Origin of the sequence: Aquimarina callyspongiae (assembly GCF_034322225.1) — a bacterium.
Classification (GTDB): domain Bacteria; phylum Bacteroidota; class Bacteroidia; order Flavobacteriales; family Flavobacteriaceae; genus Aquimarina.
On sequence record NZ_JAXLPA010000004.1, the window covers coordinates 159,690 to 185,746 of the forward strand.

The 26,057-nt window shown below is 32.3% G+C and carries 26 protein-coding genes; 13 read left to right on the forward strand and 13 right to left on the reverse strand.

Annotated elements, in window-relative coordinates; translation table 11 throughout:
- Nucleotides 1–4 precede the first annotated feature (4 nt).
- Both U0D62_RS17150 and U0D62_RS17155 read right to left on the reverse strand, forming a co-directional pair.
- The gene (locus U0D62_RS17150) at nucleotides 5–823 is read right to left on the reverse strand and encodes an alpha/beta hydrolase (RefSeq protein ID WP_322288552.1); all 819 of its coding nucleotides are present in this window, start codon (nucleotides 821–823) and stop codon (nucleotides 5–7) included.
- A 12-nt stretch (nucleotides 824–835) separates the two neighbouring features.
- The gene (locus U0D62_RS17155; RefSeq protein ID WP_322288553.1) at nucleotides 836–1,114 is read right to left on the reverse strand and encodes a hypothetical protein; all 279 of its coding nucleotides are present in this window, start codon (nucleotides 1,112–1,114) and stop codon (nucleotides 836–838) included.
- Between the two features lie 258 nt (nucleotides 1,115–1,372).
- Here U0D62_RS17155 and U0D62_RS17160 point away from each other — a divergent pair, with 258 nt between their 5' ends.
- From U0D62_RS17160 to U0D62_RS17180, 5 genes are all read left to right on the forward strand, one after another.
- Nucleotides 1,373–1,855 (forward strand): DUF1572 domain-containing protein, encoded by a 483-nt coding sequence (locus U0D62_RS17160; RefSeq protein WP_322288554.1) that lies wholly within the window; start codon nucleotides 1,373–1,375, stop codon nucleotides 1,853–1,855.
- Nucleotides 1,856–1,908: 53 nt separating this feature from the next.
- Entirely contained in the window at nucleotides 1,909–2,322 is a 414-nt protein-coding gene (locus U0D62_RS17165; RefSeq protein WP_322288555.1) for a hypothetical protein, read from the forward strand.
- 129 nt (nucleotides 2,323–2,451) lie between these two features.
- A complete protein-coding gene (locus U0D62_RS17170; protein ID WP_322288556.1) occupies nucleotides 2,452–2,670 on the forward strand; it encodes a hypothetical protein in 219 nt (72 codons plus the stop codon).
- A gap of 183 nt (nucleotides 2,671–2,853) precedes the next feature.
- Nucleotides 2,854–3,720, forward strand: a complete 867-nt coding sequence (locus U0D62_RS17175) for an alpha/beta hydrolase (RefSeq protein ID WP_322288557.1) — start codon at nucleotides 2,854–2,856, stop codon at nucleotides 3,718–3,720.
- A 204-nt stretch (nucleotides 3,721–3,924) separates the two neighbouring features.
- Nucleotides 3,925–5,139: a bifunctional alpha/beta hydrolase/OsmC family protein gene (locus U0D62_RS17180; protein ID WP_322288558.1), complete on the forward strand. Its 1,215-nt coding sequence runs from the start codon at nucleotides 3,925–3,927 to the stop codon at nucleotides 5,137–5,139.
- Between the two features lie 79 nt (nucleotides 5,140–5,218).
- On the opposite strand, the gene U0D62_RS17185 is transcribed toward U0D62_RS17180, so the two are convergent.
- Entirely contained in the window at nucleotides 5,219–5,647 is a 429-nt protein-coding gene (locus U0D62_RS17185) for a hypothetical protein (protein WP_322288559.1), read from the reverse strand.
- A gap of 289 nt (nucleotides 5,648–5,936) precedes the next feature.
- On the opposite strand from U0D62_RS17185, the gene U0D62_RS17190 reads away from it, so the two are divergent.
- Nucleotides 5,937–6,479, forward strand: a complete 543-nt coding sequence (locus U0D62_RS17190) for a helix-turn-helix domain-containing protein (protein ID WP_322288560.1) — start codon at nucleotides 5,937–5,939, stop codon at nucleotides 6,477–6,479.
- A 65-nt stretch (nucleotides 6,480–6,544) separates the two neighbouring features.
- Here the strand turns inward: U0D62_RS17190 and U0D62_RS17195 are convergent, their stop codons facing one another.
- Both U0D62_RS17195 and U0D62_RS17200 read right to left on the reverse strand, forming a co-directional pair.
- On the reverse strand, nucleotides 6,545–9,616 hold the full coding sequence (locus tag U0D62_RS17195; RefSeq protein WP_322288561.1) for an InlB B-repeat-containing protein: 3,072 nt from the start codon (nucleotides 9,614–9,616) through the stop codon (nucleotides 6,545–6,547).
- A 462-nt stretch (nucleotides 9,617–10,078) separates the two neighbouring features.
- Nucleotides 10,079–13,288 carry a M36 family metallopeptidase gene (locus tag U0D62_RS17200; protein ID WP_322288562.1) on the reverse strand — a complete coding sequence of 1,070 codons (3,210 nt, stop codon included), beginning with the start codon at nucleotides 13,286–13,288 and terminating at the stop codon, nucleotides 10,079–10,081.
- 466 nt (nucleotides 13,289–13,754) lie between these two features.
- On the opposite strand from U0D62_RS17200, the gene U0D62_RS17205 reads away from it, so the two are divergent.
- The 6 genes from U0D62_RS17205 (at nucleotide 13,755) to U0D62_RS17230 (ending at nucleotide 17,762) form a co-directional block, all read left to right on the forward strand.
- The gene (locus tag U0D62_RS17205) at nucleotides 13,755–14,237 is read left to right on the forward strand and encodes a YdeI/OmpD-associated family protein (RefSeq protein WP_322288563.1); all 483 of its coding nucleotides are present in this window, start codon (nucleotides 13,755–13,757) and stop codon (nucleotides 14,235–14,237) included.
- A gap of 73 nt (nucleotides 14,238–14,310) precedes the next feature.
- Nucleotides 14,311–14,823: a hypothetical protein gene (locus U0D62_RS17210; protein ID WP_322288564.1), complete on the forward strand. Its 513-nt coding sequence runs from the start codon at nucleotides 14,311–14,313 to the stop codon at nucleotides 14,821–14,823.
- Between the two features lie 11 nt (nucleotides 14,824–14,834).
- Complete coding sequence (locus U0D62_RS17215; protein WP_322288565.1) at nucleotides 14,835–15,575, forward strand: LVIVD repeat-containing protein; 741 nt, start codon at nucleotides 14,835–14,837, stop codon at nucleotides 15,573–15,575.
- A gap of 156 nt (nucleotides 15,576–15,731) precedes the next feature.
- Nucleotides 15,732–16,331 carry a superoxide dismutase family protein gene (locus U0D62_RS17220; RefSeq protein ID WP_322288566.1) on the forward strand — a complete coding sequence of 200 codons (600 nt, stop codon included), beginning with the start codon at nucleotides 15,732–15,734 and terminating at the stop codon, nucleotides 16,329–16,331.
- Between the two features lie 98 nt (nucleotides 16,332–16,429).
- Entirely contained in the window at nucleotides 16,430–16,960 is a 531-nt protein-coding gene (locus U0D62_RS17225; protein WP_322288567.1) for an RNA polymerase sigma factor, read from the forward strand.
- A 7-nt stretch (nucleotides 16,961–16,967) separates the two neighbouring features.
- Complete coding sequence (locus U0D62_RS17230) at nucleotides 16,968–17,762, forward strand: anti-sigma factor (RefSeq protein WP_322288568.1); 795 nt, start codon at nucleotides 16,968–16,970, stop codon at nucleotides 17,760–17,762.
- A gap of 37 nt (nucleotides 17,763–17,799) precedes the next feature.
- Here the strand turns inward: U0D62_RS17230 and U0D62_RS17235 are convergent, their stop codons facing one another.
- The 5 genes from U0D62_RS17235 to U0D62_RS17255 form a co-directional block, all read right to left on the reverse strand.
- Nucleotides 17,800–18,435: a class I SAM-dependent DNA methyltransferase gene (locus tag U0D62_RS17235; protein ID WP_322288569.1), complete on the reverse strand. Its 636-nt coding sequence runs from the start codon at nucleotides 18,433–18,435 to the stop codon at nucleotides 17,800–17,802.
- Nucleotides 18,436–18,604: 169 nt separating this feature from the next.
- Nucleotides 18,605–19,648, reverse strand: coding sequence for a hypothetical protein (locus U0D62_RS17240; protein WP_322288570.1), 1,044 nt, complete (start codon nucleotides 19,646–19,648; stop codon nucleotides 18,605–18,607).
- 31 nt (nucleotides 19,649–19,679) lie between these two features.
- Nucleotides 19,680–20,969, reverse strand: a complete 1,290-nt coding sequence (locus U0D62_RS17245) for a tetratricopeptide repeat protein (RefSeq protein ID WP_322288571.1) — start codon at nucleotides 20,967–20,969, stop codon at nucleotides 19,680–19,682.
- A 213-nt stretch (nucleotides 20,970–21,182) separates the two neighbouring features.
- Nucleotides 21,183–21,794: a DUF4331 family protein gene (locus U0D62_RS17250; protein ID WP_322288572.1), complete on the reverse strand. Its 612-nt coding sequence runs from the start codon at nucleotides 21,792–21,794 to the stop codon at nucleotides 21,183–21,185.
- Between the two features lie 37 nt (nucleotides 21,795–21,831).
- Nucleotides 21,832–22,506, reverse strand: coding sequence for a DUF4331 family protein (locus U0D62_RS17255; RefSeq protein ID WP_322289103.1), 675 nt, complete (start codon nucleotides 22,504–22,506; stop codon nucleotides 21,832–21,834).
- A 259-nt stretch (nucleotides 22,507–22,765) separates the two neighbouring features.
- Here U0D62_RS17255 and U0D62_RS17260 point away from each other — a divergent pair, with 259 nt between their 5' ends.
- On the forward strand, nucleotides 22,766–23,950 hold the full coding sequence (locus U0D62_RS17260; RefSeq protein ID WP_322288573.1) for an LETM1-related biofilm-associated protein: 1,185 nt from the start codon (nucleotides 22,766–22,768) through the stop codon (nucleotides 23,948–23,950).
- A gap of 1 nt (nucleotide 23,951) precedes the next feature.
- Here the strand turns inward: U0D62_RS17260 and U0D62_RS17265 are convergent, their stop codons facing one another.
- The 3 genes from U0D62_RS17265 to U0D62_RS17275 all read right to left on the reverse strand — a co-directional run bounded on the left by U0D62_RS17265 (nucleotide 23,952) and on the right by U0D62_RS17275 (nucleotide 26,057).
- On the reverse strand, nucleotides 23,952–24,587 hold the full coding sequence (locus U0D62_RS17265; RefSeq protein ID WP_322288574.1) for a hypothetical protein: 636 nt from the start codon (nucleotides 24,585–24,587) through the stop codon (nucleotides 23,952–23,954).
- Between the two features lie 2 nt (nucleotides 24,588–24,589).
- The gene (locus U0D62_RS17270; RefSeq protein ID WP_322288575.1) at nucleotides 24,590–25,084 is read right to left on the reverse strand and encodes an RNA polymerase sigma factor; all 495 of its coding nucleotides are present in this window, start codon (nucleotides 25,082–25,084) and stop codon (nucleotides 24,590–24,592) included.
- A gap of 238 nt (nucleotides 25,085–25,322) precedes the next feature.
- The gene (locus tag U0D62_RS17275) at nucleotides 25,323–26,057 is read right to left on the reverse strand and encodes a hypothetical protein (RefSeq protein ID WP_322288576.1); all 735 of its coding nucleotides are present in this window, start codon (nucleotides 26,055–26,057) and stop codon (nucleotides 25,323–25,325) included.

Below are 26,057 nucleotides of genomic sequence, written 5' to 3' on the forward strand. Positions count from 1 at the left end.
AATTCTATAATTTTGATTTAATGAAGCTCATCACATTTTCTAAAACCATTTGTTGTTCTGGTTCATTATGTAATTCATGATATAATCCAGCATATGCTTTAAATTCTATCAATGTATTTGTAGAAGCAAATTCTTCTGATCCTTTACAACTAGTAAGGCGATCTTCTGTTCCGTGCATAACTAATGTAGAAATAGATACTTTCTTTCCATTATCTTTTGCCCATTTTCCAGCATTAAAACAGGATAAAAAGAAAGATGGTGTGATTTTTCCGTGAACCAAAGTATCATTTTTATAGGCTTCAACTACATTTTTATCCCTGCTGATCGCAGTAACATCCAAGTTTGTGTTGTCACTAAAAGCAGGGTAAATTTTGTTCATTAATTTTGCTAAAATCACCTTGAATTTTGGAGGTTCAAAAGGCAATGTAAACCAAGGAGCTGATAAAATTACTCCGGTTACTTGAGGGTACCTTGTTAATAAATAATTTGCCACTACATTTCCGCCCATACTATGACCATAAACAAATAAAGGTATATTTTGATGTTCTTTATATGCAATAGAAACGATTTTTTCTACACTGTCCAATAAAAAATCATAATTAGGTGTATGACCTCGTTTCCCTTCAGATTTTCCGTGACCGATGTGATCAAAAGTAAACAAGCTAATATCCTGATTATTTAAAAAATCAGCTACATGTTGATACCGAGAACTATGTTCTCCCATACCATGTACCAAACAGACTACAGCTATAGGATTATCTGATTGCCATGATTGCGCATACATTTTTTTACCTTCTTGCAGCCAATCAAACTCTTTATACATCAATTACTTTGTTTAAAATAATATCAAATAAAATCCCGTTATCACCATTACGAACACGCATCCTAATATGAACATATTCTGACGATGCTCTACTTTCTGTTTTTCTCTAAATTTTTGATTGAATTCTCTAACTTCTTTTTCAGGCACCTTCTTAAATTCAGGTTTCTCAATATCTGTCACATCCTTATATCTGTCATGACTTTCTTTAAGTGATCTATTTTTAGCAAGTTGTTTTCTGTTAGAGTTTACAGATTTAACCATATCGCTTCCTGGTCCAAATCCAAATGCCATAAGTTTGAGTTTGCGTTGTTAAATAATTTTAATACGGTAAAATACACCTTTTATTTTAATCTCATCAACTCTTAAAGCATTAATTATCAACACAAAAACCATGTTTTGTTAACTATATAACATAATAATTTAATTACTTGGTAATAATGAGGTTTATCATTCTTAAAATTCTTTTTGAATTAATTAAATTTGAAAGATGTCATAAAACCAGCCCTAATTTCTACAAACCCCTTGATAAATCAAATCATATATAGGTAAATGAAAAAAACAAAGCAAATTGCCGATCGTTTTAGAGAAGTCATATTAAACGGCACTTGGGTTGCCAATACAAATTATAAAGATCAGTTATCTCAACTCACCTGGAAGGAAGCTACAACAAAAGTTGGTAACTTAAATACTATAGCCGTTCTTACTTTTCATATAAATTATTATATCGCTGGTGTACTACAGGTTTTTGAAGGTGGTGCTCTTGAAATTCGAGACAAATATAGTTTTGATGCTCCGCCTATACAATCGCAAGAAGATTGGGAAAAACGTTTAAATGCTTTGTTTAACAATGCAGAGAAATTTGCCAATAGAATCGAAGAAATGCCTGATCAAAAAATGGATGAAGCATTTGTAGATCCAAAATATGGTAGTTATCAAAGAAATATAGACGGAATGATAGAACATAGTTATTATCATTTAGGGCAAATCTCTTTAATAAAGAAAATGTTATTAGAAACCGAAACAAAAAGATAAGTAACAAATTATAATTCTATAGCACTAATAGATAAAATAGAATTATTCATAAAATGAAAGATTTATCAAAATTAATGAGAATAGAAATATTAATAATTCTATTGTTTGTTTTTTTTAAGTTTATCCGAAAACCTATTATACAAGGTAATTATCCAGACTATCTTAAAACATTTCTATTTTCATTTCCGAATTTATGTGAAGCTATTATTGGTACTTTTACACTAACTGCTATAGGATTAATTTTAAATAAAAAATGGAGAAAACCTGCATCTCAATTAAAGGAGCAAACCATTTATCTCTTAGCTGTTATTTTAGCAGGTATATATGTCATTACACAAGAATTTAAACTTCATAATTTAGGAGGCAAAAATATATATGACCCTATGGATGTATTATTCTCTATTATAGGATTGATCATTGCTTATGTATGGATAATCCGGATTTCTCCAAAATATAAAGAAAGATAATCGTATACCTCCTTCTATAAACTTTATATGTTTTGACTTACAAAAACTACCCGTTTCGGGTGGGAAAAAAGAGTTATTTTTTCTTTAATATTACCCAACACATTTTTATTATCTAAAATTAATACACTCATGAAAACCTTATTAGAAAGATTCGAAAATTTTAAAACTCTATCTCGAGAAGAACTTGTTAAAATAGGAGGTGGAAGAAATCAATGTACCGCAGCACAAGTAAATAGCTGTAGTTTTGTACAATATTATCCAGAAGGAACGGCTATGCTTGATTGCGGAACCTCTGTAGATGAAGATGGTGATGAAGTATGGACTCCTTGCGAAGCACATATAGCATAAACACTTATAATTACCCCACATTTAAATTCGAATTATTCCTGTTGTTATTATAAAAGACACATCTTTTTAGCATCAGTTCAGCACAGTCAAAATCAATATATTTTTAAATCGTTTTTTTGACTGTGCTACTATTAATAAATTCGTAACTTGAGAAGTTCATCAGAAATGAAAAATGATCTAGTTATGAAAAACTTTATTATTCTTTTTCTTATAGGGCTATTACCGTTTTCAAAAGGAATTTCGCAAACTAATTCGACTACGCCTATTCCGCAGGAATACACCTATGATCAAAAAAACAATTTAAAAATATATTGTTTCCGTCCTTCTACATATTCTGCAAAAGAACAATATCCAGCAGTAGTTATATTTCATGGAGGTGGTTGGTCTATAGGAGAGGCTTCTTGGGGTTTTGATACTGCTCAACATTTTGCCGATATGGGTTTAATTGCTTTTTCTGTACAATACAGACTTCAGGACGATAAAAATGATATCACTCCTTATGAATCTGTATTAGATGCTCAAACTGCGATACGATGGATGCGTAAAAATGCAAATGATTTATCTATAAAGGAAGACAAAATAGCCGCCTACGGATGGTCTGCAGGTGCGCATTTGGCTGCTTGTGCCGCAGTATTTGACAATCTTAATGCGTCGGATGAAAAAATTTCTAGTTCTCCAAATTTATTGGCTCTAAAATCTCCTGCTTTATCCCTTTTGTCATATTCAAACTTTCAAAAGAGGTTAGGCGATAAAATCTCGGTTGCTAATTTGTCTCCCGCAGAACACGTTTCTAAAAAAACACCTCCGTCGATTATAGTTATTGGTCGATCCGATACTGTGACTCCTTTATCTGGCTCAGAAATTTTTCATAATGCCATGCTTCTTCATAAAAATGATTCTGAACTACATATTTATGATGGAGTTGGACACCTTTTTACTCCATCTACTGAACCTGATGACGGTTGGCCAAATCCAGATAAAGCCATAAAAAATAAAGCTCAAAATGCTATAGATACATTTCTTAAAAAACATGGGTATATCAAAAATTGATAAAACAGTAGTAATAGTGTTATGGCCTCTCTGACCTCATCAATCAAGATTTCGGTTATAATTCATACTCTAGTCTCTTTATTAAAATAATCCGATCACTTTGGTTTAAGGTAAAGTAATTGAATGTGTTTTAACTTTTTTTTAACCAAATTAAAAAGTTAGAATACCATAAAAAATTCGACATTTAATATAAACTATAACCAAATGAGTCTTACTAAAATTACCTTCACCAATGCAGAAGGACATACGTTATCCGGACGTTTAGAATTACCTGCCGATCAACATCCTCACAATTTTGCATTATTTGCTCATTGTTTTACTTGTAACAAAAACTTGGGAGCTGTGCGTAATATTAGTCGAGCCTTAACCTCTCAAGGTTTTGGAGTATTGCGATTTGACTTTACTGGTTTGGGAGAAAGTGAAGGAGATTTTGCCGACACTAATTTCTCAGGTAATGTAGAAGATTTAATCGTTGCTGCTGAGTATCTTGCAAAAGAATATAAAGCTCCTGCATTATTAGTTGGTCATTCTTTGGGCGGAGCTGCAGCAATTTTTGCAGCAGCAAAAATTGATTCGATAAAAGCTGTTGCCACCGTAGGAGCTCCTTCTAATCCAAAACACGTTCAACATTTATTAAGAAGTGGAATAGAAGAAATTAAAGCCAATGGAAAAGCAACTATTAATTTAAGCGGACGAGATTTTACTATAAAAAAGCAATTCTTAGATGATTTAGAAACTAAATCATTACCTCAGGTTGCTAAAAATTTAAATAAAGCGTTATTAGTGATGCATTCTCCACAAGACATTACGGTCGGTGTTAAAAATGCTGAAGAGATTTATCACGCTGCTAAACATCCCAAAAGTTTTGTGTCTCTAGATGGTGCTGATCACCTATTAATGAGAAAAGAAGATTCTATATATGTTGGAAACGTTATTGCAGGATGGTCTTCAAGATATGTAGATATACCTTTGACACCTCAGCTTAAAAGTAGCCATCAAGTGGTAGCTAGTCTTGGTAATACTGAAGGATTCACTACTCAAATGAAAGTAGGAAATCATTATATGCTTGCTGATGAGCCTGAAAGTGTAGGTGGAAACGATTTTGGACCATCACCATACGAATTGGTCTCTGCTGGTTTATCAGCTTGTACAGCAATGACAATTAAAATGTATGTAGCGAGAAAAGGTTGGGACCTAAAACATGTAGAAGTACATACCAGCTACAGTAAATCACATGCTCTAGATTGTGAAAATTGTGAAGATCCTACTGCTAAGATTGACACCTTTCGCAGAGAAATAAAAATTGAAGGAGAGCTTGATGAAAAGCAAATAAAAAGGATTCTTCAGATAGCTGATAAATGTCCCGTTCATAAAACTTTGCACAGCGAAACCCAAGTAATTACTGAATTAATAAAATAATACTATAAAAAAAGGGAAGTGTACATAATGAGTTACTTCCCTTTTAATCACTATAATAAGTATAAAACAACATTTATTATTATTCAGACCAGTAACTTAGGGTCACCTCAATCCACCCTTCTGGTGTTTCATTTTCAAATCCTACTTCTACAATAGCTGAGGATGCTCCGTCAAAATATCCGTCATAAGCATCAAAACGATACGTACCTACAGGAAGGCTCTCAAAAAGATTTACCTCATAACGAGAGGTATAGAAATATTCTCCTGTATCCAAATTCTTTGCATAATATCCTGGTAAGGTTTCTGGCGAAACGGGTTGACCACTATTTTCATCAACCAATTGAATGTATACATCAAATGCAATACCTGTATTCTTAACTTCAGTGTTATTTTTAGTTATTGAAGTTGATTCTGGGGTGGATTCTTGAATACCAGTTTCGGTTTGGCAAGCAATAAAAAATGTGGCGCTAATTAATAAGCATACAATCGCTATACTATTATTTTTCATCAATATTTAGGTTTAAAAGATTTGGTTATAAATATATAGCAGGCTATTTCTATATTTTTTATCTAATTATTACTAAATAATTAATTTAAAAAACATCCCATCATATCTCGTTGACTGTATTCTTCTTTTTCAATTATACCATATATATTCTTTTGTATTTCTGGCTTTTAGCTATGTTTAATCCATAATAATTTTGAGGTCAAAAAAAAATAAAAACAGGGAATATTCCCTAAATTAGGAATACCAAAATGTATTGACCAATTATTAATACTCTAACACTTGAAAATACATGAAAAGTCAAATGCTTTTTTACAATAAAATTTCTAAATCTATAGTTAACGATATTTCACAATTCAAAAAGGAATCTTCTAATATCCTTATGTCAATTTTAAAAAATAGTAAAGCATATATAAATCATCCTAACAAAAATCATTTTCAAATTGTGTATGACTTTATTAATCTTGTGAATCAATATTATACTTTACATCATAAGGTATCATTTTATGCAAAATTGCTTCAGATTCCTTCAAAACGTATCTCCGAAGACTTTAAATACCTCGGAGTACTAACACCTCATGCTTTTATAAAGACTAGAATTATAACTGATGTCAATATACAACTAATACATTCTGAAAAAACGATTACATTAATATGCTATGATGTTGGATTTAGCGATCCTGCATATTTTGCGAGATTCTATAAAAAAAATGTCGGTATAACTGCTACTGAATATAGAAATATGATGCAAAAAAAACACGATTGTTGTTTAAGTCACATTTCAGAAGTTTCTAATCCATTTACCACATCTATTACAAAGCAAGATTCAGCGTAACTTTGGTTAAAATTACGCCGAATAATGTTAATAAAAGCATTAACCCTGCTATATGCAATCTATGATTATTGCTTAATTAATCTTTGGGTAAATAATGCTTTACCTTGTTGATCATTAACAGATAATAAATATATTCCTGCTTGATTCACTTTTGGTTTTATTACTATTCCGCTATTTTTTGAAATAATGTTAATTTCTTCTTTATGAACGACACTCCCCTTGATATCATAGATCATAACAGTATATTCTCCTACTCTATCTAAAGATGTTATGTTAATCGTATTATCAAAAGGGTTAGGATGCGCAACAAAAGGTTGTTCCTGCGTTACTGCTATGAGTTGTTGACCTACATTTTTTGAAGCTGTTGTATATTCAACAATCAATCGTGCCGCTTTGCTAGCTCCTCCTTCATAAGAGTCTGCTACTCTTTTTGCAGAAGTACTTGTCAAACTGTTTCCCATTCCTCTAATAATAAAACTTACATTATTACCTGGTACCCAACCACTCTTGTTCACTAAACTTTGCACCATGTTTTTAAGATCAGGAGAACGTTGAGCATTTCCATTTTCATTTCTAGACCAAGATGAAGGATTCCAAGTCACTTTATTTGTAAAAGTAGTTCTTCCTGATACATCATTAGAACCAGAAAACGCAGGTGAATTTGCACTATCATGTAATGATATTTCTAAAGAAGCTCCAGCACTGTTACTTTCATCAGCAGTAAATTGAAGATAAGCATTAGTAATTATCGCATTTTTAGGGATTTCTACAGATCTAAATCTTAACCCTATTTTTTGATAACCGTTACTATTATGGCTATCATACACCATTTCAAGATCGCTACTATTAGTATACAAAGAGCCATTTTGACTCTCCTCTACATCATCACTACCACTGGTTATTGCGACTTCTACACTTCCTGGTTGTCCTCCACCTCCAGTAGTTTCACTAAAAGTTGCAGTAACATTTTTATTAGTGTTCATCGTGATATTTGTAGGATTATTAGATCCTGAAAGTGATCCGCTCCATCCATCAAATTCCCAACCAGATGCAGGTGTTGCGGTAACAGCAACAGTACTTCCTTCAGTATAAGTTCCTCCTCCACTTACAGTTCCTTGTCCAACTGTATTGGTTGTCAAAGTATATGTTGTAGTAGTTTGGTTTCTTAAGTAATTAGCATATACAGAATATCTATAATTACTTTGACTTCCTGAACCATAACTAGAGGGCATATTATTTCCTCCCGAAGACCAACTGGATCCAGTAGCCTGGTATCTGCCAGGGCTTCCAGAAACATAGGCAATACCTGGGTTATTAGAAAACATCCATGCTATCCATACAGTATCTCCATTATTTAGAGTCACAGGATTTTCTAAAGAAATAGTCTGCCATCCTCTTGTTGATCTAACCGCTGTAATTGAAGTTTGTCCTAATTTATTACCAGGTACTCCATTGTTATCTGCATATACACCAAGTTGAGCATTTCCTGTTCCTCCTTCGATATGCATAGAAACACTTTGTATGATACCATTTTCTGTTATCGTATATGGCATTGCTCTACGAGTTGCATGTGAAGAATTACTACTACCAACTGTTGTTATACCTAAAGTATATAATGTAGTTGAACCATCTAATGTTGTTACATTTACAGTATTACTAAATCCAGAGACATTTCCTGCTGCATCTTTTGCTCTTACTTTAAAAGCATAAGTAGTATTAGATGATAATCCATTGATTGTATATCCGGTAGAAGCTATACTACCTATTAATGTATTATTTCGGTATACATCATACCCAGACACTGCTACATTATCTGTAGAAGCATTCCAATCTAATGAAACAGAGCTTGCTGTTACATTAAATGATGTTAAGCCAGAAGGAGTTGTTGGAGCCTGGTTATCTGGCACATTGTTATTATTAATAGTAACTACACTACCATTAGAAGGATTCCAGATATCTAAGTTATTAGGAATTGCAAATACATTATTGTTTGATACTGATCCTACCTGAGATTCATTATCTACTTTAATCGTTCTAATTTCAATTTTATTTTCATCTACAAAGATCCATTTAAACTGATTGAATTTTGCCGAATTACGTGTCCAGTTTTTATTATCATTATTCGTACGAAGTGGAGCTCCCCAGCATCCTTCTCCTGCATATACAGTACCATTTTGATCATCTCTTACAAACCCCTCATCGCTTCCGGATCCTGTAGATGGACGCACAGGCCATGTTGTTTTTACGGTGTGTGCATCACACTCTACAACTAGTTTTACATTATTATCATAAAATAATTGTGCCCAGTTATTGTATTGATTAATCCCCTCTGACTTAGAAGAAACGTGTGGACGCATAGGTTTATGATACTGTGCCATTTTCCAAACAGTATTGGGATTAACACTCAAATCATTTTGTAACCAGGTAGTTTGGCTTCCAGAAATAGAGATTTCTGTATTCAGTGTATAAGTTCTAACCAAATTATTTCCAAAAGTTAAAGCATAGTAGACATTTGATGAAGGCACATCAAAAAGATTATATATACTATTATTACTATCTTCATGATTTCCTCTGGTTGCAACAATAGGAAACATTCTGTTATCGCTAGCTATGGTTAATTGCCAATCATCAAACCATTCTCTCCATTCAGAACTACTATCACCATTGGTCATATCTCCTCCAAACAAAACTGCATGAGGTTTTAATTTTGCTACCAGGCGATTAGCTCTTTGTCTTGGTGTACGATTATTTCTAGAATCCCCACCTGCAATAAAAGAAAGCCTGCTATTATCAGATGGCGAAGTCTTGAACCAAAAGCGTTCACTTGTACCTTGACTATCCCTGATCACAAAATAATATGCTGTATTAGGTGTTAATCCTGTTAAACGCGCAAAGTTGTTATTCATTCCTTTATAGGAAACGGTTCTATTCGGTGTTTTAGAATTTGGATAACTACTATAATCCGTTCCAAAATCTGTTGTACCATAATATACGACAGGATTGCTTCCTGAAGTTTGATCCCAACCTACTACTATTGAGGTTGCTGGATTGCCTCTTAATGTTAATCTGTATTTACCATTAGACGCATACAAATTCATTGCCAATACTGACAATAGTAAAAGGATTATTCTTTTCATGTTGTGTAAAAATTTAATGATTAATGTTTTTTAGTATTAAAGAATATTTCACTGCCTTTATACTATTTAAGAAAACGTACTAATATCAAATACCATAAACATGATTTACTACAATCAAAAGTAAATCTTCATCTTGAGTAATAAAATAATGGGGTATCTGTTTGTTTTTTCATTTTGAAAGAGGGATTAAGTTAGTGAGTTTTATTTAGATAAAAATAGCCCAAAAACAAACTTTAAGTTCTACCCAAAAACAAGCTTAATTAACACTTAAATTAGGTAACTGTAGATTATAAATATGATAACAATCAATTAATTTTAGATTAATATCTAATATATTGATTTTGGATAACAATATATCTATTCTACAATCAGTTATAAACTTCTATATATGTTTTATAAAAAGTAAAAAAGCTGCCTTTTCAGGCAGCTTTTAACTTTAAGCTAATATAAATATTCGAGTATTTATCGAATTATTAATTTCTGTACTACTGGTTTTTCTCCTTCACTTTCAATTTTGATAAGATAAATACCAGATCCTAATGATAAGCCTTTAGCTGACAATGTATTAACACCAGGGTTTAATTGAACCTGAGAGGCCTTTTTACCTAAAATACTATAGATAGTAGCTGTAATATCTTTAGTACTATTACCAGTTACATTAAGAGTAAAGCTATCCTTAGCAGGGTTAGGAGAAAGTGTGATACTTGATAAAGCTCCTTCATCCTCATCTCCAAGTATTGGTGTAGTTGGTCCAAAATCTACTGCCGCAAATGAACCATTACAAGATCCTTCATAAATCTTCACGTTAGAGAACGTAGAGTTATTTCCAGAACCTCCATCATTATCATTAATAAATACTAATCGATCCATACTACCGGTATAGAAATTACCTACTGGGATCGTATATGTAGTAGTACCACTAGAGTAGTTATCAAAGTTTGTTACTCCATAATTTTGAGTACCGTGAACTTTAAAGTATCTAGTAGATGTTAATGTATTATCGTTTTCAAATCCAACGGCGTGAATCTCTCCTTGAGATGTACTGCTGAAATCAAACTCAATTACTGTATTTGCTGTAACTGTATAGTTCATTGCAATGTACTTCCAGGTATTGTTGGTTAAAGATAATGCTGCTCCTCCACTTCCTACAGAGAAATCACCTGCTGCATCCTGGTTAGAGAATGGAGTGATTGTAAAGTCATTGAAGTTTAAAGCATCACAAGCTGGTGGTGGTGGAGTACCTCCGTCACTAATGCTAAGAGCATCTACTGTGATATCTCCTTGCCAGCTACTACCTGTAACTACATTTAATCGCAATTGAACGCTTGCTTCTCCTGCATAAGCTGAAAGATCTACATCTGCAGCATTCCAATCTGTACCTTGAGCACCGCTTCTGTTAAATACGCTTGTCCAGTTTCCTGTATTATCTGTTCTGGCTTCAACATTAAATGTTCCTACAGAACTACCAATCATATGATATTGGAAACTTAAGGTAGGATTCGTCAATCCACTAAAATTCAAACAAGGTGAATTAAGAATAGCATTTTTACTAGGATACCCAGTACCATTTACTGAAGCTTCTACATAGATGTAAGAATTACCATCGATTGCACTACTTGGTCCTGTTCCATTAGAAGGTGTACCGTTAGAATCAACAGTCCAGTCTAAGTCATCTCCACTAGCTTGTGTCCAGTCTCCGATAGTACCTTCAAAACTCTCTGAATATGGGAATGAAGATATATCTCCTGAACAGTCTCCTGGAGGTGGTGGTGGGTTACCGTCACAAGGATTCACAAATGATACTGTCTGATCTGTTTGACCGTTAGAACCACCATTATTATTTTCATTAGCATCTTGCCCAACTCCACGTTCTGCAAATGCTTTCCAGATTACACACTCATACTGACCATTATAAAGATCTCTATCTGCCTGAAGAATACCGTCTCTACCAGAAACAAATCCAGGGTTATTAGCTGTATTTTTAAGACCTTCAACAACTAATGCCATAGCAATGTTATTTCCTCCGGTTCCATTATAAAAATCAGCATCGAATCCTTCTTGGTCAATTAATGCCCAAGTCATATCCCAAAGTATTGTAGCAAAAGCATACCCTACTCCGTGTGGTCTTGCTAGACCACCTATGTCTGCATAATCTGTATTATTTATAGATCTATCTATTGAATATCTTGTAGGACGAATTCCCGCTCCATCAGTAGCTTGCCCTAATACATAAGCTCCAACACCTCTACCATCTGTACCTGTATCACCAGCTCTCATAGTAAGCATTAACCCGAAATAATCAGACCAACCTTCACCCATTTGTTCAGATCCTCCTAAAACATTTGAGTTTGGTCCTCCTACTAATCTTGTAGAAATACCATGACCATACTCGTGTACAATAATTACATTATCAAAAGATCCATCTCTTCCTGGGTTTGTTCTGTTCCATAAGAACATTTGCATTCTAGGATTGCTTCCATCTCCAGGTGTTGCAAAATTTGCATTATTAGTACCACTTCCATCTTGTGCATCAGCATTTACAGAATCGCTACCGGCTCCTCCATTTCCATAATTGTTTTCCTGGAAATTACCACTAGCTTCATTGAAACCATATTGATAGAATACATCATGGATAATGTTATTCCAGTAAAATAGGTTAACGATTGAAGCATCTCTATACGTACTAGGCTGCTGATTTAAGTTTACCGGAAAATCAAAATCTAAACTAGATCCTCCGCTAGGCGAAAAACCAGTTCCGTTATTTCCATTACTATCATCTTGAGCCCAAACATTATTACCACGAGTAATATTGAATTCTGCTCCTGCGCTTCCATTAGTATCATGCCATCCAAATGGAGATGCAGTTGAGTTTGCTGGATTTGTTATAATAGAGCGATTTCCATGAATAGGACTCTCTAATGGCATTGGATATACATTATAAGAATCCGGAGCCAATGGTGCTGGTGGTAATGCTGCAGTAGGCACGTCTGATTCTTTATTAAAAAGAATAGAATCGTGACCATGCTCACTGTGATCTGGAGTCCCAAAATTACAGCTAATAACCCAGTTTTCTTCAGCTAAGATTTTTCCTGTAGCAGCATCGATGTTTGTATTCCACCAGTTTTGCCCATCTTTTTCATAAAGACTTACTCTCCAAGTTAGCTTTAATTGGTCTCCATCCTTACAATACACCTTTTCTACCTTAATAGGCTCAAGGCTTATTCCAGAATCCTCATAAATAATTTCGTTACCAGATTTTTTTGAAATAGCAACCATTTTCTTAGGAGTAGGAAGATTGTGAGTTCTTACCACTTTCATAACAGCATCTTTAGAACTTAATGAAGATTTAGTCGAAGATACTTTTGATTCTACATCTTTGATAAACTGATCAATTCTCCAGGTAACTTTGTTTTGCTCTACAGTAAGCTTATATGTTGCATACTGTATAGGAATACCTTTGTGATACTGCTGTACATAAACATGTTGAATAGCAGGGTTAAGCGAAGGAACAACGTCTGTCACTCTCCACTCAAACTGTTCACCACTATCCGATGCAGTTTTTTCAGTAAGTCCATTAAGATGTTTTTGGACGATTGCGTCCATGTTTTGCTGTGCAAGCAATGTTTGCCCCAATAAGAATATCAGTAAGGCAAACGAGTACATTTTTTTCATTTGTATTTTATTTGAGTTTGTGTAGCCTAAAATTAGTAAAAATTTAAGGATTTACTTAAAAGTATGTGAAATTCATATTTACCGAGTTAAAACATCAATTTTTATTAAAAATTCTTTAATAAAAGATGAAATCTTAATATCAAATACTAATTATTGATTCAACTGCTATAAACACTGAGGTTTTGAAAAAAAAAATTTATAAACTATTTATTTCTAATGATTTAAAAAAAACATCAATACCTTTTTCTAATTACGGTTTAATTGTCGAATTTTGAAATGAAAAAATTGATAAAATTCATATTAAAATTCTTTTTTATCATCATTTTGATTAACCAAACCTCCAAAAGTTTAAACAGTTTTTTCCAGAAGATAAAATTGGAAAAAGTAATATTATATTCAGTTTTTAAAAATCATTTTCATACTTTTTAACTCAAAACTATAATTATCAACTAGTTATATAAAAAATATGGTTAATTCAACTTTTGACACTAGTTTACAATCTTCTCATAGTATTATCGTTCCGGATAATATTGCTGAATCTTTTCTTCAAAAAGGATACAAAAGAGTCATTGTACAGATCACTTTTGAGAATAAAGTGGTAAATTTTCATGCAGCACTACAAAAATTTCACGGTAATTATCACATTACCTTTAATAAAGAGAATCAAAAGAAATTAGGTGTTTTTGATAATGACTATTTCAATGTTCAATTATCAGAAGACACCTCTAAATATGGTGTAGAAATGCCAGAAGAGTTTGAAGCTGTATTGTTGAGTGACTATGAAGCTTTTGAAATATTTGAAGCATTAACAGCCGGAAAAAAAAGAAGCCTTATTTATTACATCTTGAAAATTAAAAATTCTCAAACAAGAATTGATAAAGCACTGATTATTACTGAAAATTTAAAAAGGGGAATAAGAGATAATCGTCAATTAATAAAGAAGCTTTAAAATAGATTTCTAGTCTCCACGCAACTTTTAAGGAACTCTTTCATCTTTTAACTATAGATCAATCAGTTAAACTATGAAAACCATCAAAGTACTATCATTATTTTTAATTTTTTCTGTATTTCATAGTTGTTGTTCTCTTTTTTCAGATTGTGATGATATTGAGGATCCTGTTTTTTCTCAATATGAACCCATCCATATGGATAGAAATTCTTTTGAAAATTCAATACTTCTTAAAAACCCAATTTCTATTATTAATTCAGGTAAAATCTATATTCACGGGGATTTACTTTTTATAAATGACATAAACAAAGGATTTCATATTTACGATAATTCTGATCCTACCGCTCCGATTGCTATTAGATTTCTAGAAGTACCAGGATCCACTGACTTGGCGATACGGGAGAGTATCATATACATAAATCAGGCAACTGATCTTATTGCTATACAATATAACAAACAGAATCACGATTTTTTTCTTACTAAACGTATAACAAATACTTTTCCTGAATTATTATCTCCTGATGGATATTACGCTACGAATATCCCCAACACTAATGTTGTGGTTGATTGGAAATTGATCAATTAAATTTTAGACAAATGAAAAAATACATTTATATGATACTTACCTCTTTTATTATATTCAGTTGTGATTCTAATTCTGATAGTGATACGAATGTCAATTCGGATGGAAAAGGAGGATCCTTGGCTAAATTCGCTCTTAAAGGAGAATATTTATATACGGTAGACAATACGGATCTTAATGTATTTAATATTAATAATATTCAGGATCCTGTATTAGTAAATACCATTCAAATTGGTTTTGATATAGAAACACTTTTTAGCTATAAGAATTATCTTTATATCGGCTCCAGAAACGGAATGTTCATTTACGGATTAGACATACCTGAATTTCCTAAACTATTATCAGGTGTACAACATTTTACAGCCTGTGATCCAGTTATAGCTAATGACAATTATGCATTTGTAACACTACACTCAGAGACCTTTTGTGGAAACAATATAAATGTACTCGAAACCTATGATGTAACTAATATCAATGAGCCCGTACTTATAAACTCGAGAAATCTTACCTCTCCTAAAGGTCTAGGTCTTTATGGTGATTTTTTGATCGTATGTGATGACGAAATTAAAGTTTTTAATATCGCTAATCCTACAGAATCCAGTCTAATTACTTCTATAAACAAAAGTGCTTTTGATGTTATCATATCTGGTGATCTCTTGATTGCTATAGGAGAAACCGGGTTATACCAATACAGATTAAATACAGATACAAATTCTGGTATTAGTATTACAGAATTGAGTACTATTAATATTTAATATTATTTGATTATATCTTTACAACAAATTACTTCAGAAAAGTATATTCTTTCTTGTTTGTATGATATATGCTAATATTAGGTCAAATTCTTTGACATAAACTAAAACTACACTATCTTTCGTTTATAAAAAAAGGAACAAACAAATCATCAAATTATGAAGACGCTAAAATTGGGATTACTAACTATCTTAAGCATAGCAATGTTTAATTGTAAAGGAGAAAAGAAAGAATCTACAGAAACGGAAAATAAAGAAACAGAAGAGGTTGTAGAAACAAAAACATCTATAAAAAAAGAAAGTGCTCCAAAAACATTAGAAATCGCACTAGAACCTAAAAGTAAAAGTGAAGTATCTGGTAATGTTACATTTACTGAAACCGAAGGATTAGTAAATATGGTAGCTAATTTAACAGGACTTAGTGAAGGTACTCATGCAATTCATATCCACGAAAAAGCTGATTGTAGCTCTGCAGACGGAAAATCTACAGGTGGACACTGGAATCCAACTATGGAAGCTCACGGTAAATGGGGTGCTAAAGAAGGATATCACAAAGGTGATATTGGTAATTTTATTGCTAGTGCTGATGGTAAAGGAAATATTACTTTTGCTACTACAGAATGGTGTATTGGTTGCGATGATGACAAAAAGAACATCGTAGGTAAAGCCATCATTGTTCATCAAGGTACGGATGATTTTACCTCTCAACCTTCAGGAGCTGCCGGAAGCAGAGTAAGCTGTGGCGGAATAATACAATAGTAAAATTATAATACAGAAAAGAGGCTGTCTGAAAACAGCCTCTTTTTGTTTTGATATAAGAAAACAGTACCTTCGAAACTTCTTTAGTAAATCGCTAAATGCAACCCACAGAACTCATCATAGCCATACAAAACAAAGATCAAAATGCGCTCAAGCGTATTTATGATATGTATGCTGAGAATGTTTATGGTATTATCTATAATATTCTTAAAGATGAAGCATTATCTGAAGAGGTAGTACAAGATGTCTTTATTAAAATATGGAATAACATCGGTTCTTATTCAGAAAAAAAAGGACGTTTCTTTACCTGGATTCTTAATATAGCACGCAATGCTGCTATTGATAAAACGCGATCCAAAAATTTTAAGAACTCCTCACAAAACCTTACAGCGGATTATTTCGTAGATATATTAGAAGATAAAACTAACTTCACTAGTAAAATAGATAGTATAGGTATCAAAAAGTATATTGCAACCTTAGAACCTCTTTGTAAAAAAGTAATTGATTTACTGTTTTTTAAAGGGTTTACCCAAAAAGAAGCTTCTGAGGAATTAGAGATTCCTTTGGGAACGATAAAAACAAGGAACAGAATTTGTATTGATAAATTAAAACAAGTATTAGAAGTATAAGTAATACATGGATATTAAAGCTTACATAGCATCTGGAATTTTAGAACTATACGTCTACGGTTCTCTCTCTGATAAAGAGAATGCCGAGGTATATGAGGTGCTACAACAATATCCGGAAGCTGTAGAGGAAGTTGAACGTATTGAAAATGCTTTACAACATTTATCAGCTTCTTTAGCTCCTAATAATCCAGAATCTTTGTTTGCCAGTATCGAAAATAAAATAAATAAAGATACCAATACAGTAATCCCAATAACCCGAAAACGAACTAATTGGCCGGCATATATTGGCTGGGCTGCTTCTGTAGCGTTACTACTAGGTTTGTTTTTACAACTAAATAAAAATAGAGAGCTAAGAAAACAGATCGTTAATAATCAGATAGAGCAACAACTCCTTGAAGGAAAAATTAATGTTGCTGAAGAAGATTTGTCTAAAGCTAAAAGTTTATTAAGTGTACTTCGTAATAAAGACATCATTCAAATACCGTTAAACCCGCAAGAAGTAGATCCTAAAGCATATGCCGCCGTTTACTGGGACAAAGAAACTCAAACAGCTTATATTGATGTAGCCGGTTTACCTGCTCCACCGCCAGGAAAGGTATATCAAGTATGGTCTCTAAAACTAGATCCTCTTACTCCAACCAGTATGGGTATTTTGGATAAATATGGTGAAGATGAAAATAAAATCTTCTCACTCTCTAACCCTAACGATTCTGAAGCTTTTGGTATAACACTGGAACCAGAAGGAGGAAGTGAATCTCCAACGTTAGAGATGTTATATACATTAGGAGTTGTTGAATCTTAGAACACAACTATTTTTATTCTTCTTATTAAAAAAACTATTACTTTCTTGCTATTATTAGTAAATCTCTCATAGAAGAATCTATTTTTTCAGGATAATCCTTATATCGCACATCCATTATTTTAAAACCACTATTCTTGATCGTTTCTATTAAATATTCTTCTTCATGATAATGAATATACATCTTTTGTTCTCCACCAGAGCTTGGTCCTTCAAGCCCGGATTTATTGTAATCATCCTCCATCGTACTTATATAAAAAACTCCATTGTTTTCTAATAAGTCAAACACATCATATATAAGTTGTTTGGCATCTTCTTTTTCCAGATAGGGTAAGCAAAAACCACACATTATAGCATCATATTTTTGATCAATATCTTTGATTTTTCTACAATCCATAATTTGAAAATGAGCAGTCGGATTATTGATTTTTGCCAATTCAATCATTTTTGAAGACAGATCAATACCCAGGATTTTAAAATCCGGTCTTTTTTTTAATAAATACCTTGTAATGTTACCGGGACCACAAGCTATTTCTAAAACTTTTGCTTGTTGTTTAAATATCAAATCGCAAAATACATTAAATGAATCTTCATACATACTTTGATCCATATATTTATCCTGATATTCTTGGGCAAAATTGTCAAAAATCTCAATTGCAATTTTTGTTTTATCCATTAACACCTATTTATCCATTACAGAATTAATAACTCTTCTATTTTAATGATTCATAAAAGTAAAAGATATTTTTATTCTTTATTGACAAGAGGGGATTTTAATAAAATAAAAAAAAGCCTGTTTGCGCCCCTGCAAACAAGCTTTTCTTAACAACATCAAAAAACAAAACTCAAAAACTATATGATATTCCCGCTTCTAAGAAAAAAGCATCATCTGGAGTAAAATAAACTCCTCTTGTAGATTCATAACCATTGGTTAACCTAACAGCAGTAGCAAACTCAGGTTCTGACCAAGGTGTATTAAGTAAATTTTGCACGGCTACACCAAAGGTGAAATTCTTAAAAGTATAATTGATATCGATATCTGTTACCAAAGCTTTATATGTAGTGTTACTTTGATCTAAATATCGATACCCAATACTTGCCGAAAAGTTTTTAATATCTCTTATCTCGATATTTCCTTCTGCAGAAAACTCTGATAAATAAGAGACTGATTCATTATTAATCGCATAAGCAATTGTCGTATTTAAAGCTAGCTTTTCATTAATCTGATATTCCGCATTAAAATCTAAACCAGATCTTTTAAAAAAACCATTGGATACAGCTAAACCTTCATCATCTATATAGTTGAACTCTTTATCTAAGTCAAAATACCATAAAACGGATTCCAACCGTAATTTAGAAATTGGAGACCACTGTAATCCAATATCAATTCCATACCCCTTTTGTACTAATTGATTTCTATTTGAAATACCTCCTATTTCATTTTGCTGATTATTGAGTCCAAAACCAGAATTTATATAAAACTCCACGTTACTATTAAATACATATGACAGCTTTATTTTTGAAACATTAGTTACATTAAAAGAAGATTCTTTAGAAAAAGCTACATTCTTCTGATCTAGAAAATAATCCACCTGGATTGATGGTATTATCCTCCACTTCCCTATCTCATATATTTTATGTATTCTTCCAAATCTATTCATTGCATACCCCAAAGTATTACTGATCACGAACTCATCTTCAGTGGGATCTATTGACAGTAATCCGTCTTGATATGTATAGGAATGAAACTCAGAATTATAATCTGTTTGCTCAAGTTTTATTATTGGAGATCTAAATGTTTCTTGCGAAATATTAGGTACTGTCTGAATCTGCGCCTGAACATTTAAACCAAATAATAACAATATAATATGTATATAAAACAGTTTCATGATCTCTGAGGTATTATCTGAATAAAAATGTTTATAGATTTTTAATCTTTTCTAATGTTATCGGTCCTAATTCATAACCACTTTCTATTAGTTCTTTTTTAAGAGGATCAACTTTCTCCGTTAGACCATTAGCTTTATAAATCTCTGCAATGTGATAATTTGCTTCTGGCTCATAAGTTTTATTAACGATGTATTCCATAGCAATAGATAAAGCTTTTTCCTTTTCACCCTTCAGATAATAGATATATGCTAATAAATCATATGACTCTGGTGTTGGTCTGCTATCAACCTCTTCATTTGCTATTTGTAATGCCTTATCATAATCCTCGTATTCCTCAGCTAGTATCTTTGCATTATATGCATTATACATCTTACCATAGCGCTGATCTTGAACAGCGTTAGTATACTTTTTTAAATATGCTTTTTTAATTGCGCCATCCTTCTGAAACTCTGCTATCTCTGCTTTTAATAAAAAGTAATCAGGGCTTTTATATGTTTTTGTAACCGCATCAATAATTCTCAATGCTTCTTTTGGATTATATTCATATGAATAAACGATCCAGGCAATTCCTTTTTTAGCATACGCATTTGATGGATCTATTTGAAGGGCTCTTAAATAATGCTCATAGGATTCTTTAATTCTACCTGCATGACCGTAATAATCTGCTAGATTGGTATATGACCACAGCATTAAGCTTTTCTTTTTACTACGCTCTGCGATATCTTTTGCTTTTTCCATATATCGTATGGTTGCATCTAGGTTACCTTTATAATCACTCCATTTGGCCAATCGAATCAAAAAATTGTAATCACTATGATTGGTGATTTGCTCTAAGTACTTTTGTGCTTTTGTATAATCTCCCAATTCCATTGAGACATCAAACAAAACCATTTTAGAAGCCTTATTAGGATGTAGCATAAAGGCTGCTTCTGCCGCTTTCATTGCTTCAGAAAAACGATGTTGAGAAATATAATTTCGTGCAAGAGCCAAAAGATATCCTTCTTTTTTAATAGCTGCTACTTTTGCAGATTTGGTCAAAAGTTTTTCGGCTAATTTTAAGTATTTAATATCTCCCGAAGATTGAAATAATTGTGAGTAAGCTTCTGCAGCAGGTGCCATAGCAGATATTTGTATGCTATCTTTCTTAATCTTTTTATTCCAAAACTGAAGTCTTTGTTCTGCTTCTTTAGTTGTTTTTTTATCATCATTCTGAAGGTATTCACTATAATCCTTAGAATTCGTTATTGTTTTTTTGTTCTGTTGGCAAGAAATAAGGGTTATACCAACAATAAATATGGATATGATATTGAATAATCGCATTTGTTCTTTGTTTTTGAAATTTGATAGTTTTTTAATTTTTTATTTGTCTATCTGAGCCCGCTCTTAAGGCAGACAAGGCTATCGAAGTCTATTTGAGGACTAGCTTCTGATACTCTTGTATGTACCTAACGAATCATAAGGCAGGCTCAGCCAAGACAAATAATCACACTTTGTTCATCATTGCTTTTTAGTTCATCATTGCTTTTTTATAAACTATAAACTGTGCGGTGGTTCTAAATATGGAAAGACGTTTAAAGGTGTTTCTCCTGCAGCACTTACTCCATCAGTAACCAAAATCGGTAGATCAGGAGTTCCATCATTATCAATATCCTGACCATTAAATCGATCTCCATTTTGACCTCCAAATAAAAGTATTAACGAGATATCGATCACATCATCCGTCAATGTTCTACCTGTTAATACATTGGTACCATCAAAATAGCTTGTGGGTGCTCCCGGAGCTACCTGTAATACATCTGAAGCTAAAATTGTAGTTAAAGTAACAGCATCTAATCCAAGAATATTAGTTTCATATTGCGCTCCGAATGCTGCATGTAATGCCACTGCCTGGTCCAGAAATGCTTGTTGGAACTGCGCTCCTTGTTGAGACGGAATTGTTACATTAAAATTATCCTTAATTGTTGATGTACCACTCAATACTGTATTGATTCCTGGTCGCCCCATTTGATCTTCCTGTGAAAATGTTCCAGTGAAATCCACCACAGGATCTACAATACCAATTGTATCATCATCATCACTACAACTTGTTAAACCAAAGGTTAATATAAGAGTAGCTACTATATATTTTAAATTACTCAGTTTCATAATATTTATATTTTTTATGTTTTAAAAAGTTATCCGATTATTGTTTTCTCTTTGCTTCAACCCAAGTGTTAAAGACCTCTACTCCTGTTCCTGCAGGGTGACTAAATGTTCCTCCTAATAATGAGTTAGGAACTTCAAGTACTATTGACAGTACATTGGTTCCGTCAAAATCATCATTTCCGGGATTATTAAATCCATTAGGCGCCATTCCTCCTATTACCGCGTTAAATTGATTAAAATCAAAGAAGAATGGGTCTTCTCGCAATCCTGCAAAATATGAGATCCCGTTAGCTGTAGAAGTTGTAGCGCTCGCTCCAGTACTTATAGCCACTTGTCCTAAATATTGAGTATTCTCATCGATTGTACTGTTTAAACCAGTTGCAGATGGTTGATAAGGACCAAAGAAATACATGATATCGTTTCTTGGAATTGCTTGAATAATTAAATCCTCTATCAAATCTCCATCATTATCAATATTTATTTCTATCAAAACATTTTCATCAAAAGTTGCTGAATTACCAGCTGGCGCAAGTGAGCTTTGTACGTTTGCTACAAAAACTGTATTATCAGAATTAGCACCTTCAAAAGCATAAAAATCTGTTATATCTGCAGTTGTGCCTCTAACCGCAGGTGCATCTAAATGATCCGCAGCTGTTAATACAATTCCTATAAGAAATAGACCGCTAAGGATAATTACATTTGTTTTTTTAATACTGTTCATTTTTTTTAATTTTAAAAGTTTACGCCAATACATACGAGCCTTATTAAAAGGTGGTTTTGACAGAGTTGTTAAAAAAAAGTTAAAAAATAAATGCAGTAAAAAAGTGTTATCATCATTGATTTAATATTAGCCTATGCAGAATAAATAATACTACGGTATTATATTGGGCTACTCTTTGATAACGTTTTAACAACTTTTCAAAGTCGGACATCGTCAAAATAAAACTAACTTTGTAACAAACCGTAATTCAATGAACCCTTCGACTTCTGGTTGGATTGATAAATTTTTAAGAGATCTGGATAATGATCCACATCTTATGGAGTTATCTTTAGATCATTTATATACAGATCTAAAAAAGGCAGGTTTTATTTATGGTACCTCAATTCATACAATCTTCCATAAGGATTCAGATCTTGAATATTCTGAAGAAGAACGAACAAAAATTAATTTGTTTACAGCTCTGGTCGTAACTTATTACGATACCATAGAAAATGCTCATAAAGAAGATTGTATTGAAGCATTGACACATTTTTATAATTTTCTCGATACTAAAAAATCTATTTTTTCTTTTATCAATGCATTAGCAACTAGTAAAAGTGAAAAATTAGAAAAGATTATTCATACTCGTATTCAGACAAACGAGTCTATTTTTAAGAAGAATTTCAGTCACTTACTTACTAATGCACTTTTATTTATAGATGTATTAGCGTTTGAGCATTATCTGATTCATGATAAAAACCCTATTGAATATGCTTCTAAGTTGGAAGAGACTTTAACAAACACAGTTTTTCTGGCTTTAAACTCCAAACAACAAAAGGATGATCATGATGAGTTATTAGTTAAGTTATTTGCTTCTTCGGTACGTTACACCGAAGTATCCGCTGAAGAAGAACCTTGTTTTGATCAGATAGAACTTGGTTACTATACAGACGAACTTGTAAAAAGGTATATTCTGGATCTTACTTGTCTTGCTGTGTGGAATGATGAAGAATTAGATAAATCTGAACATGCTTTTATTAGTGCTTTGGGAGCAGAGTTAAATCTAGAACAATCTCTGGTAACTAAATCGGTAAAAGCCGTTCATTCTTTTATAAAAGAACATAAAGAAGATATTTCTTTCTTTAATTACTCGCATCCTGCTCTACATTTTTACAAACAAACATCTCGTACAGTAAGCGTTTTAGTATTGCGAAATAAAAAGAGATTGATTAAAGAAATTTCTGAAAGTAAAGATCTTATGGTTTTACTAGGTCAATCTACCGTAAGAGATTTATCCAAAGAAGAAAAACAGCAAGTCAAAAAACAATTACTTGACATTTGTAAAACGATACCATCACTGGCCATATTTATACTTCCAGGAGGAAGTTTATTATTACCATTATTAGTAAAGTTTATCCCTCAGTTATTACCTTCTGCATTTAACGAGAATAAATAATTTAAACTTCTAAGTTTTTTAATTCTTTATAGTTTCTTTTTAGTTTTCTAGTTAATAAGCCATATACCAGATAGTATACCAATCCAATAACAAATACTATAAAAACTGCTACAAAGAATAATAATGTTGCCAGAACTGCTTTTGGGACTGTATCTCCAGACGAGCTCTGTAATTCCTGAAACTCAGGACTGTAAAACACCAAGTATCCAAATACAAAAAACAACATCATCCCAAGTAATGATAAGTTTATAAATACATAGTATTTAACAGTCCTACGAGTTTTAAGGATATTTTTCATTAATACTTTTGCAGAATCTGTAGCTCTAATTTTCTTATAATTAAGATAGAATCTTGTCATAAAAAAGATTAATATCGAAAAAGATAAAATGGAAAGAAATATGTTGAAATTCTTACCAAGACCGATCTCTTCATATCCTTTATATAAATTCCCATTTATTCTTCCTACAATTTCCAAACCGGCAAGCAGTAAAAATTCAAGCATACTTATAATAAAAATCCATTTTACTATAGAAGAAGATCTCTTTAAGATCATCTTGTAGATTTCATTATAAGAAAGCTTAGGAAGTCCTTCTTCCTGCTTTTTCCAATCTTTTTTTAGCAATTCTAATTCATCCATACTTACGGATTTAATATTTTTTTCAATTTCGTTTTTACACGATTCATTTTCACTCTTGCGTTTACCTCTGTAACTCCCATAGTTTCTGCAATTTCTCTATATGATTTATCTTCGAGGTAAAGAAAAACCAATGCCTTCTCAATATCATTAAGCTGTTTAACTGCTTTATACATCAGTTTAAGCTGTTGCTCCACCTCATCATCATATTCTTCAGCTTTCATTTTGAAATTCATCGTATCGATATCCGAAGTTTTTATACTTCGTTTAGATTTTCGATACAAAGTAATTGCTGTATTTAAGGCAACTCTATACATCCAGGTACTAAACTTGGCATCTCCTCTAAATTTTGGATATGCTTTCCAGAGCTGAATTGTAATTTCTTGAAACAGATCATTATGCGAATCAGGGTCACTGGTATAAATCCTACATACCTTATGCACAATATTCTGATTCTGCTCAAGATTGGTTACAAAACTATGTTCTAATTCTTTATTCACATTAGTAAGTTACATCTTATATGTAGTAATAAAAACATTTCTGTTACATATAAAAATCAATATTGCTCATTTTTTATGTATTTAGTTCTTCTAAAATCAAAACACAAAACACACTATTCAACTGATAATAAAATTATTAGATCACTTATAATCAAAGCTTCAATTTTATTTTTTAAAACCCAAAAAAACCATCACAAAAAATATGTAATGGTTTTACTTTATCAATTTAAATAATTTTTTATCCTTCTTTAATCCAAGATCCTCGTTTATTATCTAAACTTTTGAGTTGCTTGATTGCCTGTTTTCCATTAATCTTAGAAATCTTGTTCTTTTCTTTTTCAGAACTCTTTATAAAAACAGCATTAATATCTTCTGGATCATATCCCACTTCTGTCAAAGCATCAAGTGCATTTTCAATAGATCGAATATAAACAAGTGTTTCATTGTTGACTAATTGAGAAACTTTAAGTTTAACTCTTGCCTTACCTGCTTCTTGTAAAACTCTCCGCAATCTTGCTCTTTTCTCACCTGTAAAAATGCCTATAATATCATTGATTACAAATTTTACAAGTTCTAAACCCGAATTAAACACCAGGTAAGTAGGAAGTCCAACAATAGTATTAAATACAGATGCACTTAGTTTTTTATTACTTAATAGAAATGCAGCCGAACTTGTCTGAATAGCATTTACTACAGGTTGCATATTAAAGATTTCTATCATAGATCTATGTTGAAGATCAAAACTAATCTTATGCTTTTCAATTTGATATTGCACCTTTTGTAAATCAGGAGGTTCTTTACTGATATCTTGAAATAACTTAATTACTTTTTCATTAAGTTTTCCTGTATAAGTTTTTAGTTGATCATAATCTTTTTTGGCTTCTCTAACCAATTTTGCACAATCACTTGCCAGTTCTTTTGCTCTACGCTCTCGTTTAGGGTTATCAGGATAAAACCAATCTGAAATTCCCAT

Bases quoted from the DNA above. Each gene is read 5' to 3' on its own strand.
- U0D62_RS17150 (WP_322288552.1), bottom strand. From the start codon at position 823: ATGTATAAAGAGTTTGATTGGCTGCAAGAAGGTAAAAAAATGTATGCG.
- U0D62_RS17155 (WP_322288553.1), bottom strand. From the start codon at position 1,114: ATGGCATTTGGATTTGGACCAGGAAGCGATATGGTTAAATCTGTAAAC.
- U0D62_RS17160 (WP_322288554.1), top strand. From the start codon at position 1,373: ATGAAAAAAACAAAGCAAATTGCCGATCGTTTTAGAGAAGTCATATTA.
- U0D62_RS17165 (WP_322288555.1), top strand. From the start codon at position 1,909: ATGAAAGATTTATCAAAATTAATGAGAATAGAAATATTAATAATTCTA.
- U0D62_RS17170 (WP_322288556.1), top strand. From the start codon at position 2,452: ATGAAAACCTTATTAGAAAGATTCGAAAATTTTAAAACTCTATCTCGA.
- U0D62_RS17175 (WP_322288557.1), top strand. From the start codon at position 2,854: ATGAAAAACTTTATTATTCTTTTTCTTATAGGGCTATTACCGTTTTCA.
- U0D62_RS17180 (WP_322288558.1), top strand. From the start codon at position 3,925: ATGAGTCTTACTAAAATTACCTTCACCAATGCAGAAGGACATACGTTA.
- U0D62_RS17185 (WP_322288559.1), bottom strand. From the start codon at position 5,647: ATGAAAAATAATAGTATAGCGATTGTATGCTTATTAATTAGCGCCACA.
- U0D62_RS17190 (WP_322288560.1), top strand. From the start codon at position 5,937: ATGAAAAGTCAAATGCTTTTTTACAATAAAATTTCTAAATCTATAGTT.
- U0D62_RS17195 (WP_322288561.1), bottom strand. From the start codon at position 9,616: ATGAAAAGAATAATCCTTTTACTATTGTCAGTATTGGCAATGAATTTG.
- U0D62_RS17200 (WP_322288562.1), bottom strand. From the start codon at position 13,288: ATGAAAAAAATGTACTCGTTTGCCTTACTGATATTCTTATTGGGGCAA.
- U0D62_RS17205 (WP_322288563.1), top strand. From the start codon at position 13,755: ATGGTTAATTCAACTTTTGACACTAGTTTACAATCTTCTCATAGTATT.
- U0D62_RS17210 (WP_322288564.1), top strand. From the start codon at position 14,311: ATGAAAACCATCAAAGTACTATCATTATTTTTAATTTTTTCTGTATTT.
- U0D62_RS17215 (WP_322288565.1), top strand. From the start codon at position 14,835: ATGAAAAAATACATTTATATGATACTTACCTCTTTTATTATATTCAGT.
- U0D62_RS17220 (WP_322288566.1), top strand. From the start codon at position 15,732: ATGAAGACGCTAAAATTGGGATTACTAACTATCTTAAGCATAGCAATG.
- U0D62_RS17225 (WP_322288567.1), top strand. From the start codon at position 16,430: ATGCAACCCACAGAACTCATCATAGCCATACAAAACAAAGATCAAAAT.
- U0D62_RS17230 (WP_322288568.1), top strand. From the start codon at position 16,968: ATGGATATTAAAGCTTACATAGCATCTGGAATTTTAGAACTATACGTC.
- U0D62_RS17235 (WP_322288569.1), bottom strand. From the start codon at position 18,435: ATGGATAAAACAAAAATTGCAATTGAGATTTTTGACAATTTTGCCCAA.
- U0D62_RS17240 (WP_322288570.1), bottom strand. From the start codon at position 19,648: ATGAAACTGTTTTATATACATATTATATTGTTATTATTTGGTTTAAAT.
- U0D62_RS17245 (WP_322288571.1), bottom strand. From the start codon at position 20,969: ATGCGATTATTCAATATCATATCCATATTTATTGTTGGTATAACCCTT.
- U0D62_RS17250 (WP_322288572.1), bottom strand. From the start codon at position 21,794: ATGAAACTGAGTAATTTAAAATATATAGTAGCTACTCTTATATTAACC.
- U0D62_RS17260 (WP_322288573.1), top strand. From the start codon at position 22,766: ATGAACCCTTCGACTTCTGGTTGGATTGATAAATTTTTAAGAGATCTG.
- U0D62_RS17265 (WP_322288574.1), bottom strand. From the start codon at position 24,587: ATGGATGAATTAGAATTGCTAAAAAAAGATTGGAAAAAGCAGGAAGAA.
- U0D62_RS17275 (WP_322288576.1), bottom strand. From the start codon at position 26,057: ATGGGAATTTCAGATTGGTTTTATCCTGATAACCCTAAACGAGAGCGT.